Source organism: Mycolicibacterium aichiense (genome assembly GCF_010726245.1).
GTDB classification, from domain to species: domain Bacteria; phylum Actinomycetota; class Actinomycetes; order Mycobacteriales; family Mycobacteriaceae; genus Mycobacterium; species Mycobacterium aichiense.
This window is the reverse complement of record NZ_AP022561.1, coordinates 3,798,993-3,812,907: the sequence shown is the minus strand read 5'-3', so window position 1 is coordinate 3,812,907 and position 13,915 is coordinate 3,798,993. Positions and strand designations below refer to the sequence as shown.

Here is a 13,915-nt window from a genome sequence, read left to right as displayed (position 1 = left end):
GTGGAACTCGACGTGCGCGCGACGTATGGCGCATCACTGTCGCCCGACGCGACGGCATTCGCCCATATCGTCGACGACGGCGGATATCCGCGCGCCGTTCAACGTTTCCTGCGGGGCTGGCGGGCAAGCTCGTCCCGCGATGTGGAATTACCGGTGGAGGGGCCGGTGACCCGGGTCATCCATTCGGCCGACGGGCACTGGTTGGCCTGCCAGGTCGCCCCCGAGGGCAGTACCCGTAGCCAGATCTGGGTGGTCACCACCGACCCCGACGACCGGATGGCCCGCCGCATCGACGGCATGGGTTTCGGCGGGATGGCCGGCACCGCCGAGCTGATCGCCTGGGACGGCACCCGGGTGTGCGCGATCCTCACCGGGGAGGACGGTGTCGGTCAGTCAAGCCTGATCGACCCGGCCGACGGCAGCGTGACGGTGCTGGATCGGCGCTCCGGTGGCCGGCTGGTGGACGCCTGGGCCGGGTCGGCGCTGATCCGAGTCGGCCCCCGCGGCTATCGCGAGCTGATCATGTTGACCGGCGCGACCGAAATCGCTTTGCTGCCTTCAGATCCCGGCTCTTCGACGGACATGGGAGTGATCTTGGACGATCACCATCCGCGGCGGCTGCGCTCCGGTCCGGACGGTGAGCACACCACGCTTTATCACCCGGCCTACACCTACGGGCCCGATTTCGTCGACGGTTACGTACGCGCGTTGATCCGCAGCGACAACGGCTCGGACAACAGTCGTCTGCTGGAGGTCACGGTCACCCCCGACGGCGTCGCCTATCACGTGGTGGCCGAGCGCCGAGGCCACGATCTCGACGAGTTCGTCGTCAGTGACGACTTGTCGACTGTCGCGCTGCTGTGGAACATCAACGGCTGCAGCGAATTACAGGTCCTCGAGTACGTTGACTACACGGTGTCCGAGCCGATCCCACTGCCGAACCTGGTTGCGAGCGAACTGTCCATCAGTGCGGGCGGATCGATGGTTGCGATGACGATCCAGGGCGCGGACCTGCCGCGCACCGTCGAACTTGTCGATCCCCGGTCGCGGGAATGGGAGCGCATCGATCGCAAGCCCAGCGTCGGTCCGGTGTCCGACCGGCCCAGGCTGCATTTCGTCACCGCACGGGACGGTCGTTCGCTGACGGGCTGGTTGTATTGCCCGCCACCTGGTGTCGAGCAGACCGGCATGATGATCTATCTCCACGGCGGACCGGAAGGCCAGGCCCGCCCATCGCACAGCGAAATCTTCCCGGGACTGCTCGACGAAGGTATCGCGGTGTTCACGCCCAATGTCCGGGGTTCGGGTGGGCAGGGCCGGGAATTCGTGCACGCCGACGACAAGGACAAGCGGTTCGCCGCGATCGACGACGTGGCCGACTGTGCGCGCTACCTTGCCGAGCGTGGCCTGGCCGATCCCGCGCGAATCGCTTGCGCGGGTTGGTCTTACGGTGGCTACCTCACGATGGCGGCCTTGGCGTTCCATCCTGATCTGTTCGTCGCCGGCGTCAGCATTTGCGGAATGAGTGACCTGGCGACGTTCTACCGCACCACCGAACCGTGGATCGCGGCGGCGTCCTATGCCGAATACGGGCACCCCATCGCCGATCGGGACCTCCTCGACGAGCTCTCCCCGCTGCAGCGGGTAGATGAGTTGACCGCGCCGTTGCTGTTGGTGCACGGCGGCACCGACACCAACGTTCCGGTCAGTGAATCGGAGCAAATGGTCGAAGCACTGCGTGCACGGGGGCGCACCGTGAGGTATCTGCTCTTCGCTGACGACGGCCACGAGATCGTCAAACGCGAGAACCACGCCGCGTTGGCCCGAGCGGTCGCGGACTGGCTGGCCATGGCGTTCGAGCGCAGCGAAATTCGAAAGGTTTAGGAAACTTTCGGGCGGGTAAAACCTTGTCCGCCAAGTACTGCGAACCATCAAGGAGGCCAACCATGCGAGGCCGCGGAATCATAGGCGTGATCGTTATCGTGTGGCTGCTGATCGGAGTTTTCGCTACCTGGCAGCGCGGCTACTTCTCCAACAGTCAAGCCAATTGCGCTACTGCAGGGTCTATCGCTCTGACGGTGGTTGCGGGACCGCTCAATTACGCGGGAGTCAATCCCAAGGTTGCCAGCTGCAACCTGCCGCAACCCAGTCAATAGTGGCGAAAACAGTTCAGCAAGCAAGCATTTGGAGGAATCAATGATCATTCTCGGAGCAATCCTGCTCATCTTGGGATTCGTCCTGAAGATCCAGATCCTGTGGACGATCGGGGTAATCCTGCTCGTCATCGGCGCGGTGCTGTGGCTGCTCGGCGCAGTCGGCCGCCCGGTCGGCGGCAGACGTTCTTGGTATTAGCCGGTGCTGCGAGCGTGACGGTCGGCCGAGGATAACGCCGCCACCGTCATAGCCCGGAGTACATCGCGTGAACGCCCCTGGTCGGCTCCTCGTGCCGCCAGGGGCTTCATGCTGTGTGGGGTCGAGTTGAGCAGACCGAACACCGCATGTGCCATCAACCGGGCGTCTGCCTCCGCGGTGTCGGGATGCACCTGGCGCAACACCTCGACCCAGACCTCGACATAGCTGCGCTGCGCCCGGCGCACCTGCCGCTGGGCGGAGGCCGGCAGGTGGGCGAGATCGCGATCCTGGATGCGGATCAGGTCCGACTCGCCGAGTGCGAAGTCGAGGTGGAATTCGATCAGACCGGCGAGCGCAGCTTCCGGCTCGGCAGCGGCGTCGACGACGCTGCGCGCGCCGGCCAGAAGTCGCGTGCTGATGCCGACCAGGAGTTCGACCAGGAGGGCTTCCTTATTGGGGAAGTGCCGGTAGACGGCCGGTCCGCTGACTCCGGCGGCGGCGCCGATGTCCTCGATCCGCACGGTCTGAAAGCCCTTCTCCGCTATCAACCGCTCCGCGGCCGTCAGCAGGGCAGACCGGCGATCCGATTTCTGCCTGCTTCGACGGGTCGACGTGTCGATGGGGACCCTCCCGGAATGGCTCTGGACGTTTCGGTTAATCTTCACTAACGTTACATCAGTTAGTCGTCATTAACTCAATTCGGGACGGGGCATCGACGATGGCATCGCCCAACCGTGAGGCGCATCTGCAGCTTGTCGAGCAGTTGCGCGACAAGCTGGCCGCCGCGGCGCTCGGTGGACCCGAACGCGCCCGGGAACGACACGTCACCCGGGGCAAGCTGCTGCCGCGTGACCGGGTCGACGGGCTGCTGGATCCCGGCAGTGCACTTCTCGAGGTTGCGCCGCTGGCCGCCGACGGCATGTATGACGACGAATGCCCCGCGGCCGGGATCATCACCGGTATCGGCCGGGTGTCTGGGCGCGAGTGCATGGTCGTCGCCAACGACGCGACGGTCAAAGGCGGCACCTACTATCCGGTGACGGTCAAAAAGCACCTGCGCGCGCAGGAGATCGCGCTGCAGAACCGCCTGCCATGCATCTACCTCGTGGATTCCGGCGGTGCGTTCCTACCCCGCCAGGACGAAGTGTTCCCCGACCGCGACCACTTCGGCCGGATCTTCTTCAACCAGGCCACCATGAGCGCGGCCGGCATCCCGCAGATCGCCGCCGTCCTCGGCAGCTGCACCGCAGGCGGCGCCTACGTCCCCGCAATGAGTGACGAGGCGGTGATCGTCCGCAACCAGGGCACGATCTTCCTCGGCGGCCCGCCGCTGGTGAAGGCCGCCACCGGTGAGGTGGTCACCGCCGAAGAACTCGGCGGCGGCGACCTGCACTCCAAGACCTCCGGGGTGACCGACCACCTCGCCCACGACGATCGGGACGCCCTGCGCATCGTCCGTCGCATCATCGGCACCCTCGGCCCGCGCGAGCGGCGACCATGGGATGTACGTCCGCCCGTCGAACCGATCGCCGACCAGCACGAGCTCTACGACGTCGTCCCCGTCGACGCGCGGGTGCCCTACGACGTGCACGAGGTGATCACCCGCATCGTCGACGGCGGCGAATTCAGCGAGTTCAAAGCCGAATACGGCACCACGCTGGTCACCGGATTCGCGCACATCCACGGCCATCCGGTCGGCATCGTCGCCAACAACGGTGTGCTGTTCGGTGAATCCGCGCTCAAGGGAGCACATTTCATCGAACTGTGCGACAAGCGGATGGTGCCGCTGCTGTTCCTGCAGAACATCACCGGCTTCATGGTCGGGCGCGACTACGAGGCAAGCGGGATCGCCAAGCACGGCGCGAAGATGGTGACGGCGGTGGCCTGCGCCCGAGTGCCGAAGCTGACCGTCGTGATCGGCGGGTCCTACGGGGCGGGCAACTACTCGATGTGCGGTCGCGCCTATTCGCCGCGGTTCCTCTGGATGTGGCCCAACGCCCGGATTTCGGTGATGGGCGGCGAACAGGCCGCCTCGGTGCTGGCCACGGTGCGCGGTGACATGACGCCGGAGGAATCCGAGGCCTTCAAGGCGCCGATCCGCGAACAGTACGAACATCAGGGCAACCCGTACTACTCGACCGCACGGCTGTGGGACGACGGCGTCATCGATCCTGCTGATACCAGAACTGTTCTGGGACTGGCACTCTCGGTGACCGCCAACGCTCCCGTCGAAGCCGTCTCCTACGGCGTCTTCAGGATGTGACAATGTTTACCACTGTGCTGGTCGCCAACCGTGGCGAGATCGCCGTGCGGGTCATCCGCACCTGCAGGGCGATGGGCATCCGGTCGGTGGCCGTCTACAGCGACGCCGACGCCGGGGCCCGCCACGTCATTGAGGCCGACACCGCCGTCCGCATCGGGCCACCGCCGGCGAGGCAGAGCTACCTCGACATCCAGGCGGTCGTCGATGCGGCGCTGCGTACCGGCGCCCAGGCCGTCCATCCCGGATACGGCTTCCTCTCGGAGAACTCCGAATTCGCGGCGGCGCTGGAACAGGCGGGGCTGGCGTTCATCGGACCGCCGTCGGGTGCGATCCGCACCATGGGCGACAAGATCGCCGCCAAGGCGACGGTGTCGAAGTTCGGGGTCCCGGTGGTGCCGGGTATCGCCCGGCCCGGCCTGACCGACGCCGAACTCATCCACGCCGCCGGAGACATCGGCTTCCCGATCCTGGTCAAGCCGTCCGCCGGCGGTGGCGGCAAAGGCATGCGACGAGTCGACGACGCGGCCGACCTGCCGGCTGCGCTGGCCGCCGCGCGGCGGGAATCCGCGGCGGCTTTCGGCGACGACACCCTGTTTTTGGAGCGGTTCGTGTTGCGGCCCCGGCACATCGAAGTCCAGGTGCTCGCCGACTGTTTCGGCAATGTCGTGCACTTCGGTGAGCGTGAGTGCAGCCTGCAACGCCGTCATCAGAAGGTCATCGAGGAGGCGCCGTCGCCGCTGCTGGACCCGCAGACCCGCGCGCGGATCGGCGCGGCGGCCTGCGACACCGCTCGCAGCGTCGACTATGTCGGCGCGGGCACCGTCGAGTTCATCGTGTCCGCCGACAAGCCCGACGAGTTCTTCTTCATGGAGATGAACACCCGGCTGCAGGTGGAGCATCCGGTCACCGAAATGGTCACCGGATACGACCTCGTCGAGTGGCAGGTCCGCGTAGCGGCAGGGGAGAAGCTGCCCTTCACCTCTGACGACATCACGCTGACCGGGCACGCCATCGAAGCACGCGTGTACGCCGAAGACCCGGGGGCGGGCTTCCTGCCGACCGGTGGTCCGGTGCTGGGATTACTGGAGCCGGACGGCGTCCGGGTGGATTCCGGTTTGGCCCAAGGGATGACGATCGGCAGCGACTACGACCCAATGCTGTCGAAGGTCATCGCCCACGGCGCCGACCGCGCTGCCGCGCTGCGCACTCTCGACCGGGCGCTGTCCCAGACCGCCGTACTCGGTGTGGGAACCAACATCGAGTTCCTGCGTTTCCTGCTGGCCGACGATGACGTGGCCGCGGGCCGGCTCGACACCGGCCTGATCGACCGGACCCGCTTTGTGCCCGAACCGGCCGGCGATGACGCGTTCATCGCCGCCGCGGCCTACCGCTGGCTGAAGCGCTGGCCGTCGGTGCCGGCGGATCCGTGGGACGTGCCGTCGGGCTGGCGGATCGGCGCACCCGCACCCACCGGCATCCGGCTCCGATCCGGCGACCGCACCGACCACGTCCACATCACCGGAGTTCCTGCCGGTGCAGTCGTTCGGATCGAGGATGGCGAAAGCCGTTCGCTGTCTGCCGAATTGGACGGTGACCAGCTTGCCGTCACCGTCGACGGCATCCGCAGCCGGTACACCGTGGCGGTCGACGGCGACCAGATCTGGCTGGCCGGCGGCGGCCGCTCACTGGTGCTCGAGGAAGTGCGGGAGGCACCGGTCCGCCCGGACGACCAGCACAGTGGCGACGCTGAGCTCGTCAGCCCAATGCCCGGATCGGTGGTGGCGGTGGGCGTTGACAATGGTGATGACGTCGCTGCAGGCACGGTGGTGGTCGCCGTCGAGGCGATGAAGATGGAGCACTCGCTCACCGCTCCGATCGACGGAGTTGTCGAACTCCATGTCGCCGTCGGCGATCAGGTCAAAGTGGGGCAGCTGCTGGCCAAGGTCACAGCGAGAGAAGAGAAAGCACAATCATGACTGACTTCCTGTCCACGGGAACACTTCCCGACGAATACGCACAGCTCGCCAAGACGGTGCGCGACTTCGCCCAGACGGTCGTGGCCCCGGTCGCGGCCGAACACGATGCCCAGCACACATTCCCGTATGAAGTCGTGGCCGGGATGGCCGAGATGGGGCTGTTCGGCCTGCCGTTCCCCGAGGAGTACGGCGGCATGGGCGGTGACTATTTCGCTCTCTGCCTGGCCTTGGAAGAGCTCGGCAAGGTCGACCAGAGCGTGGCGATCACGCTGGAGGCCGGAGTCTCGCTGGGCGCCATGCCGGTCTACCGGTTCGGCAACGAGGCGCAGAAGCAGGAGTGGCTGCCCAAGCTGACCAGCGGCCAGGCCCTTGGCGCGTTCGGGCTGACCGAGGCCGGCGGTGGCACCGACGCCGGAGCCACCAAGACCACCGCGAGATTGGACGACGGACACTGGGTGATCAATGGCACCAAGCAGTTCATCACCAACTCCGGCACCGACATCACCCGACTGGTGACCGTCACCGCGGTCACCGGCGGCTCCGGTGACAACCGCGAGATCTCGTCGATCCTGGTGCCGGTGCCCACCCCGGGATTCACCGCCGAGCCGGCCTACGACAAGGTCGGCTGGAATGCCTCTGACACTCATCCACTGACGTTCGACGATGTTCGGGTGCCGGAAGAGAACCTGCTCGGTGAACGAGGCCGCGGGTATGCCAACTTCCTGCGGATCCTCGACGAGGGCCGGATCGCGATCGCCGCGTTGTCGGTCGGCGCGGCGCAGGGGTGCGTCGACGAAAGCGTGAAGTACGCCGCCGAGCGGGCCGCCTTCGGCCAGCCGATCGGGAAGTATCAGGCCATCGAGTTCAAGATCGCCCGGATGGAGGCCCGCGCGCACGCGGCCCGCGCCGCCTACTACGACGCGGCGGCGCTGATGCTGGCCGGTAAGCCGTTCAAGAAGGAGGCGGCGATCGCCAAGCTGGTCGCCAGCGAGGCGGCCATGGACAACGCCCGAGACGCCACCCAGATCCACGGTGGCTACGGTTTCATGAACGAATACCCGGTCGCCCGGCACTACCGGGACAGCAAGATCCTCGAGATCGGGGAAGGGACAACCGAAGTGCAGCTGATGGTCATCGCCCGGCAGATGGGAATGTAGTGAGCGAGTCGCCCGAGGAGAAGGTCGTCGTTCAGCGCGGCCTGTGGTACGAGGAGTTCGAAATCGGGGTGCGCTACGTGCACGCTCCCGGGCGCACCATCACCGAGGCCGACAACGTCCTGTTCACCACGCTGACGATGAACACCCAGGCGTTGCATCTGGATGCGGCGTTCGCCGATGCTCTGCCGCCGTTCAACCAGCGGCTGGTGAACTCGATGTTCACGCTGTCCACGTTGGTCGGTCTGTCGGTCACGCAGCTGACGCAGGGCACCATCGTCGGCAACCTCGGCTTCTCCGACATCGCTTTCCCGAAGCCGCTTTTCCACGGCGACACGATGTACGCCGAGACCGTCGTCACCGACAAGCGGGAGTCCAAGAGCCGTCCCGGAGAAGGCATCGTCACGTTCGCGCACACCGCGCGCAACCAGCACGGTGACGTTGTCGCCACAGCCAGCCGTAAAACGATGGTCCGAAAGAAGCCCGACTGATGGCACTTGACAATCCAGGACCCGCCTGGCTGTTCTGCCCCGCCGACCGCCCCGAGCGGTTCGAAAAGGCCGCCGCCACAGCCGATGTCGTGATCCTAGATCTCGAAGACGGGGTTGCGGCCAGGGACCGCGAGGCTGCGCGTGAAGCGCTGGTGTCCACCCAGCTCGACCCCGGCCGCACCGTAGTCCGGGTCAATCCCTCGACCACGTCGGATCATCCGCTCGATCTCGAGGCGCTGGCCCGCACGCCGTACACCACGGTGATGCTGGCCAAGACCGAGTTCGCCGAGCAGGTCGCCGCTCTGGCGCCGCTGGATGTCGTGGCGCTGATCGAAACCCCGCTGGGTGCGCTCAATGTCGTCGAGTCCAGCCGGCCCGACAATGCGTTCGCCGTCATGTGGGGTGCCGAGGACTTGTTTGCCGTCCTCGGTGGCACCGCCAACCGCTATCCCGACGGCTCGTACCGCGAAGTCGCACGGCATGTGCGGTCGCAGAGCTTGCTGGCGGCCAAGGCATACGGCCGCCTCGCGCTCGACTCGGTGTACCTCGACATCAAGGATCTCGACGGCCTCGGGGCCGAGGTGGATGACGCTGTGGCTGTCGGTTTCGACGCAAAAGTGGCCATCCATCCTAGCCAGATCGCGGTGATCAGGAAGGGCTACCTTCCCAGCGCTGAGCAGGTAGCTTGGGCGCGACACGTGCTCGAGGCGGCCCGCGATGAACGCGGTGTCTTCCAATTCGAGGGCATAATGGTGGATGCCCCGGTGCTTCGGCGAGCAGAGCGCATAGTCCAGCTGGCGCCCGACCCCGGCCGCTAGCTGGAGCCTGCTACAACAGGTTTGCTCCGACCGCCTCCGCACCGGTAGAGGAGGCGGTTATGGATCAGCCGGTTCAACTCATCGGGCCCGACGGAACAGCGACGGCCGAAAGCCGATATCGCCGTGATCTGGCGCCGGAAACCCTAGCGTGGCTCTACGAGAATCTCGTTGTCGCGCGCGATCTCGACGTCGAGTTCGTCAATCTGCAGCGCCAGGGCGAATTGGCGCTGTACGCGTCGTGCCGCGGCCAGGAGGCCGCACAGATCGGCGCGGCAGCAGCACTACGCAAGACCGATTGGCTATTCCCGCAATTCCGCGAACTCGGTGTCTTCCTGGTTCGCGGGATCCCGCCCGCGAACGTGGCCGCGCTGTGGCGGGGCGCCTGGCACGGCGGGCTGGATTTCACGAGCAAGTGCTGCGCACCTGTCGCCATTCCCATTGCCACCCACACCGTGCACGCCGTCGGTGCAGCGATGGCTGCCCAACGGCTGGGCGAGGATTCCGTGACGGTGGCATTCCTCGGCGACGGCGCCACCAGTGAAGGTGACACGCACGAGGCGATGAACCTCGCTGCCGTCGAGAAAGCACCGTGCATCTTCTACATTCAGAACAACCAGTGGGCCATCTCGGTTCCGGCGAGCCGCCAATACGCGGTGCCCACCCTCGCCCAGCGCGCGGCCGGTTACGGAATGCCGGGAATCCGGGTGGACGGCAACGACATCCTGGCCTGCTTCGCGGTGATGAGTGAGGCCGCCGACCGGGCAAGGGGCGGGGGCGGGCCCACTCTCATCGAAGCGGTCACCTACCGGATGGAACCCCACACCACCTCCGACGACGCCACCCGATACCGCAGCGCCGAGGAGATCGCCTACTGGTCGGACCGGGACCCGATCGCCCGGTACCGCACGTATCTCCAGGCGACCGGCGTCCTCACCGAGCGGATCGAGCAGCGGGTGCAAGCGCGGTCAGCGCGGCTTCGGACCGCACTCCGCGAGGCTGTGGTGGGGTCCCCGGATCCGGGCGTGGACGAGCTGTTCGACCACGTCTACGCCGAGATCACGCCCGAATTGTCCGCGCAGCGTGAACAATTGCGCACCGAGCTGGCGGGAGGACTGCGATGACTCAGATCATCGAGCGACCGCCGATGCGTGGCGACGACTCACCGGAACCCGTCGGCCCGCTGCTGACCGACCTGCCCACCGTCACCACCTTGACCATGGCGCAGGCGATCAACCGAGCCCTACACGACGCGATGGCGGGCGATGACCGGGTGCTGGTATTCGGCGAGGACGTCGCCGACCTGGGCGGGGTCTTCCGGATCACCGAGGGCTTGGCCGAGACCTTCGGAACCCAAAGGTGTTTCGATACTCCGCTGGCCGAGTCGGCGATCATCGGTGTCGCTATCGGCCTGGCGATCCGCGGCTTCGTGCCCGTCCCGGAGATCCAGTTCGACGGGTTCTCCTATCCGGCCTTCGACCAGATCGTCAGCCACCTCGCGAAGTACCGTAACCGCACCCGCGGCCAGGTCGACATGCCGGTCACGATCCGAATCCCGTCCTTCGGTGGTATCGGCGCCGTCGAGCACCATTCGGAATCCACCGAAACCTACTGGGCGCACACAGCCGGGCTGAAAGTCGTTGTGCCGTCGACGCCGTCGGACGCGTACTGGCTGCTACGTCATGCCATCGCTGCCCGCGATCCCGTCATTTACCTGGAACCCAAACGGCGGTACTGGGGCCGGGAGGCCGTCGACCTCGCTGTGCCGGAGCCACCGATAGGCAAGGCTGTCATCCGGCGGCCCGGCGACGACGTCACTGTGCTCACCTATGGCGGCCTGGTCGGCACCGCAGTGAACGCCGCCGAGATCGCCGATTGCAGCGTCGAAGTGATCGATCTACGCTCGCTGAGCCCGCTGGACTTCGACACGGTGGCCGCGTCGGTTCGCAAGACCGGCCGCGCAATCGTCATGCACGAGGGACCCCGCACACTGGGCTTCGGAGCGGAGCTGGCCGCGCGGATCTCCGAGGAGCTGTTCTACGACTTGGAGTCACCGGTCCTGCGGGCCACCGGATTTGACACTCCGTACCCGCCGGCGCGGTTGGAAAAGCTCTGGCTGCCGGGTGTGGACCGGTTGCTGGACTGCATCGAGAAAGCGATGCGACGGCCATGAGCGACTTCCTGGTACCCGACCTGGGGGAGGGTCTCGAGGACGCGACGATCACCAGTTGGGCGGTCGCCGTCGGGGATGTCGTCGAACTCAACCAGACTCTGTGCACGGTCGAGACCAACAAAGCCGAAGTCGAGATCCCCAGCCCGTATGCGGGGCGGGTCGAGGCGCTCGGCGGCGCCGAAGGGGAAACCCTCGCGGTCGGAACGCTGTTGGTGAGTATCGAGACGTCCGCGCGCACACCGGTTCTGGTTGGTTACGGCATCGACGACGGCATGGACCGCAGCCGGCGGGCGCGTGCGGCGCCGAAAACGCGTAAGTTGGCCGCCGACCTCGCGGTGGACCTCAACGGACTGCGACCGGGTTCAGGGGCAGACGGCGTGATCACCCGCGACGACGTTCTGGACGCGGCCGGTTCCGCCCCGACGTCACAGAGCATTCCGGTGCGCGGTGTGCAGGCCCGGATGGCCGCTCACATGTCGTTGTCCCGCAGCCGGATTCCCGATGCGCACGCCAGCGTTCAGGTGGATGGCACGGCGCTGCTGCGGCTCCGGGATCAGCTCGGCGTGACGCCGTTCGTCCTGACGCTGAGGTTGCTGGTGATCGCGCTGGGCCGCCATCCCGTACTCAATGCCACCTGGGTGGACGCCGAAGCGGGGCCGGAGATCCGGTTGCACCCCGACGTCCGGCTCGGTGTCGCGGTGGCCACTGAGCGTGGCCTGGTGGTTCCGGTCGTCGACACCCGTGGACGTTCTACCCGGCACCTGGCCGCCGCCGTCGACGACGTGATCGAGCGGGCCAGGGCAGGCACCTTGGCGCCCACTCAGCTGAGCGGCTCGACGTTCACCGTGTCGAACTTCGGTGCGCTGGGCCTCGACGACGGGGTTCCGGTGATCAACTACCCGGAGGCGGCGATCCTCGGGATGGGCTCGCTGAAGCCGCGGGCGGTGGTCGTCGACGGCGCCGTCGTGGCGCGCCCGACGATGACACTCACCTGCGCATTCGACCACCGCATCGCCGATGGGGCACAGACCGCGGCGTTCCTCACGGATCTGCGGGGACTCATCGAATCGCCGGACACCGCATTACTCGATCTCTGAGCCTCGACGTCAGACGTGGGCATGGAACTCCCACGGCGCGGTGGGCAGTACGTCGCCGGTCTCCAGCAGCGTCTTGAGATTGGCGAACACCGTCGGCCAGCCCTGACCAACCGACTCCCGGTCCGCAGGGGACTGGAAATTCGTATGAGTCACAGTCAATTTGACGATGTCGCGGAAGGGTTCGATGTCGAACGTGACGACGGTTTCCTCAGCGGTCGGATCATCGCTGGGCTCACCGAATCCGAAGACGAGTCGCCGCGGCGGGTCGACCTCCAGGACAGTGCCTGCGACATCGACGATGCCCGACCCGTCGGACCGGACATGCTCGACGCGGCCGCCGACCTGCCACTCCGAGACTTGCGCATGACCCCAGAACTTCGCGGTCAGCTCGGCATCGGTGAGGGCATGCCACACCTGTTCGGCGCTGGCATGGATGTAGGTGGTGTAGACGTAATCGGGGATGGTCTCAGACATTGCGCTCTCCTCCGCGTGCTGCTTGATCGTGGCCAGGGCCGCCAGCCGAGGCTCCTCGAACTTCCAGATCCAGCGGGTCTGGAGTTGGTGGATCGGTACCGCATTCAGGTAATGGAGCTTGCGGCGGCCATCGCGCACTGAGGTCACGAGGTTGGCGCTCTCGAGAATCTCGAGGTGCTGGCTGACCGACTGCCTGCGCATGTCGAGCCCCTCGCAGAGCTCGCCGAGTGTCAGCCCGGCACGCTCGTGAAGCATGTCGAGCAGCCGTCGCCTGCCGGGGTCGGCCAACGCTTTGAAGACCGCGTCCGCGTCCACGGGAGAATTATGCAGGCAATCGCCTGCCTATTGCAACAGGCCAGCTCAGCGCTGCTGCGCGGCCGCCAGCCGGGCCTTGAACTCCGGCGACTCGATCGAGGCCGCCTGCGGACCCAGCTCGATGTCCTTGGCCGACTCGTGGTGGTCGGTGTCGAGGAACCCGGGGATGGCAGTCGCGCGCATCGACGCCTTGGTGGACAGCACGACCTCGCGTGGTGCGGCCGCAGGTCCGGCGGCCAGCTCGAGCGCAGCAGCGACGGGATCCTCGGCGACGGTCAGCGCGAGACCATGCCGCACCGCGGCGTCGGCGTCGAAGCGCATGCCGAACAGCAGCGCCGCGCGAGCGACCTGCGGGCCGACCGCACGCTGCAACATCCACGTGGCCCCGCCGCCGGGGTGGATGCCGAGCTTCTGGAACCGCGGATCGAACAACGCGTGCGGGCCCGCGATGCGGACGTCGGCGGCCAGAGCCAGGTTCAGCCCGGCACCCACGGCCGCGCCGTTGACCGCAGCGATGGTGGGCAGTGTGCATCGGCCGACGGCCATGAAGCCGGCGTAGATGCGCTCGAGCCCTTCCTTGGCGGCCGCGCCGAGGGCGGACAGGTCTGCGCCCGCACAGAACGCCTTGCCCGCACCGGTGATCACAACGGCGTGGGCCTCGGCTTCTGCCGCTTCGACGGCGTCGCGCAGCTGCTGGGACATCGCGTCGGTGACGGCGTTGCGCCGATCGGGATCGTTGACGGTAATCAGCGCGACGCGATCGATGACCTCATAAATGACCAGGTCAGACATTGCGAGTCTCCAT

Annotated in this window: 14 protein-coding genes; 11 read left to right on the top strand and 3 right to left on the bottom strand. The window is 66.6% G+C overall.

From position 1 onward, the window contains the following. From G6N32_RS18480 to G6N32_RS28475, 3 genes are all read left to right on the top strand, one after another. Positions 1-1,884, top strand: coding sequence for an alpha/beta hydrolase family protein (locus G6N32_RS18480; protein WP_115320828.1), 1,884 nt, complete (start codon positions 1-3; stop codon positions 1,882-1,884). A 62-nt stretch (positions 1,885-1,946) separates the two neighbouring features. Next, entirely contained in the window at positions 1,947-2,156 is a 210-nt protein-coding gene (locus tag G6N32_RS28875) for a hypothetical protein (RefSeq protein ID WP_115320827.1), read from the top strand. Between the two features lie 40 nt (positions 2,157-2,196). Beyond that, the gene (locus G6N32_RS28475; protein WP_168214823.1) at positions 2,197-2,352 is read left to right on the top strand and encodes a DUF6131 family protein; all 156 of its coding nucleotides are present in this window, start codon (positions 2,197-2,199) and stop codon (positions 2,350-2,352) included. Here G6N32_RS28475 and G6N32_RS18470 read toward each other — a convergent pair. Next, complete coding sequence (locus G6N32_RS18470) at positions 2,349-2,972, bottom strand: SACE_7040 family transcriptional regulator (protein ID WP_115321389.1); 624 nt, start codon at positions 2,970-2,972, stop codon at positions 2,349-2,351. The genes G6N32_RS28475 and G6N32_RS18470 overlap by 4 nt on opposite strands. 98 nt (positions 2,973-3,070) lie before the next feature. Here G6N32_RS18470 and G6N32_RS18465 point away from each other — a divergent pair, with 98 nt between their 5' ends. Genes G6N32_RS18465 through G6N32_RS18430 form a run of 8 tightly spaced genes read left to right on the top strand, consistent with a single transcriptional unit; the run spans position 3,071 to position 12,321 of the window. Then, positions 3,071-4,615, top strand: a complete 1,545-nt coding sequence (locus G6N32_RS18465) for a carboxyl transferase domain-containing protein (protein WP_115320826.1) — start codon at positions 3,071-3,073, stop codon at positions 4,613-4,615. Between the two features lie 2 nt (positions 4,616-4,617). Beyond that, the gene (locus G6N32_RS18460; RefSeq protein WP_115320825.1) at positions 4,618-6,591 is read left to right on the top strand and encodes an ATP-binding protein; all 1,974 of its coding nucleotides are present in this window, start codon (positions 4,618-4,620) and stop codon (positions 6,589-6,591) included. Continuing rightward, the gene (locus G6N32_RS18455; RefSeq protein WP_115320824.1) at positions 6,588-7,748 is read left to right on the top strand and encodes an acyl-CoA dehydrogenase family protein; all 1,161 of its coding nucleotides are present in this window, start codon (positions 6,588-6,590) and stop codon (positions 7,746-7,748) included. The genes G6N32_RS18460 and G6N32_RS18455 overlap by 4 nt, the downstream gene beginning before the upstream one ends. After that, positions 7,748-8,236 (top strand): MaoC family dehydratase, encoded by a 489-nt coding sequence (locus G6N32_RS18450; protein ID WP_115320823.1) that lies wholly within the window; start codon positions 7,748-7,750, stop codon positions 8,234-8,236. Before G6N32_RS18455 ends, G6N32_RS18450 begins: the two co-directional genes overlap by 1 nt. Next, positions 8,236-9,054, top strand: a complete 819-nt coding sequence (locus tag G6N32_RS18445; protein ID WP_115320822.1) for an HpcH/HpaI aldolase/citrate lyase family protein — start codon at positions 8,236-8,238, stop codon at positions 9,052-9,054. Before G6N32_RS18450 ends, G6N32_RS18445 begins: the two co-directional genes overlap by 1 nt. Before the next feature lie 59 nt (positions 9,055-9,113). Beyond that, complete coding sequence (pdhA, locus tag G6N32_RS18440; RefSeq protein ID WP_115320821.1) at positions 9,114-10,175, top strand: pyruvate dehydrogenase (acetyl-transferring) E1 component subunit alpha; 1,062 nt, start codon at positions 9,114-9,116, stop codon at positions 10,173-10,175. Further along, positions 10,172-11,224: an alpha-ketoacid dehydrogenase subunit beta gene (locus G6N32_RS18435; protein WP_115320820.1), complete on the top strand. Its 1,053-nt coding sequence runs from the start codon at positions 10,172-10,174 to the stop codon at positions 11,222-11,224. Before pdhA ends, G6N32_RS18435 begins: the two co-directional genes overlap by 4 nt. Continuing rightward, complete coding sequence (locus tag G6N32_RS18430) at positions 11,221-12,321, top strand: dihydrolipoamide acetyltransferase family protein (protein ID WP_115320819.1); 1,101 nt, start codon at positions 11,221-11,223, stop codon at positions 12,319-12,321. Before G6N32_RS18435 ends, G6N32_RS18430 begins: the two co-directional genes overlap by 4 nt. A gap of 9 nt (positions 12,322-12,330) precedes the next feature. Here the strand turns inward: G6N32_RS18430 and G6N32_RS18425 are convergent, their stop codons facing one another. Both G6N32_RS18425 and G6N32_RS18420 read right to left on the bottom strand, forming a co-directional pair. Then, positions 12,331-13,110 carry an ArsR/SmtB family transcription factor gene (locus G6N32_RS18425; protein ID WP_115320818.1) on the bottom strand — a complete coding sequence of 260 codons (780 nt, stop codon included), beginning with the start codon at positions 13,108-13,110 and terminating at the stop codon, positions 12,331-12,333. Between the two features lie 45 nt (positions 13,111-13,155). After that, the gene (locus G6N32_RS18420) at positions 13,156-13,902 is read right to left on the bottom strand and encodes an enoyl-CoA hydratase (protein ID WP_115320817.1); all 747 of its coding nucleotides are present in this window, start codon (positions 13,900-13,902) and stop codon (positions 13,156-13,158) included. Positions 13,903-13,915 lie beyond the last annotated feature (13 nt).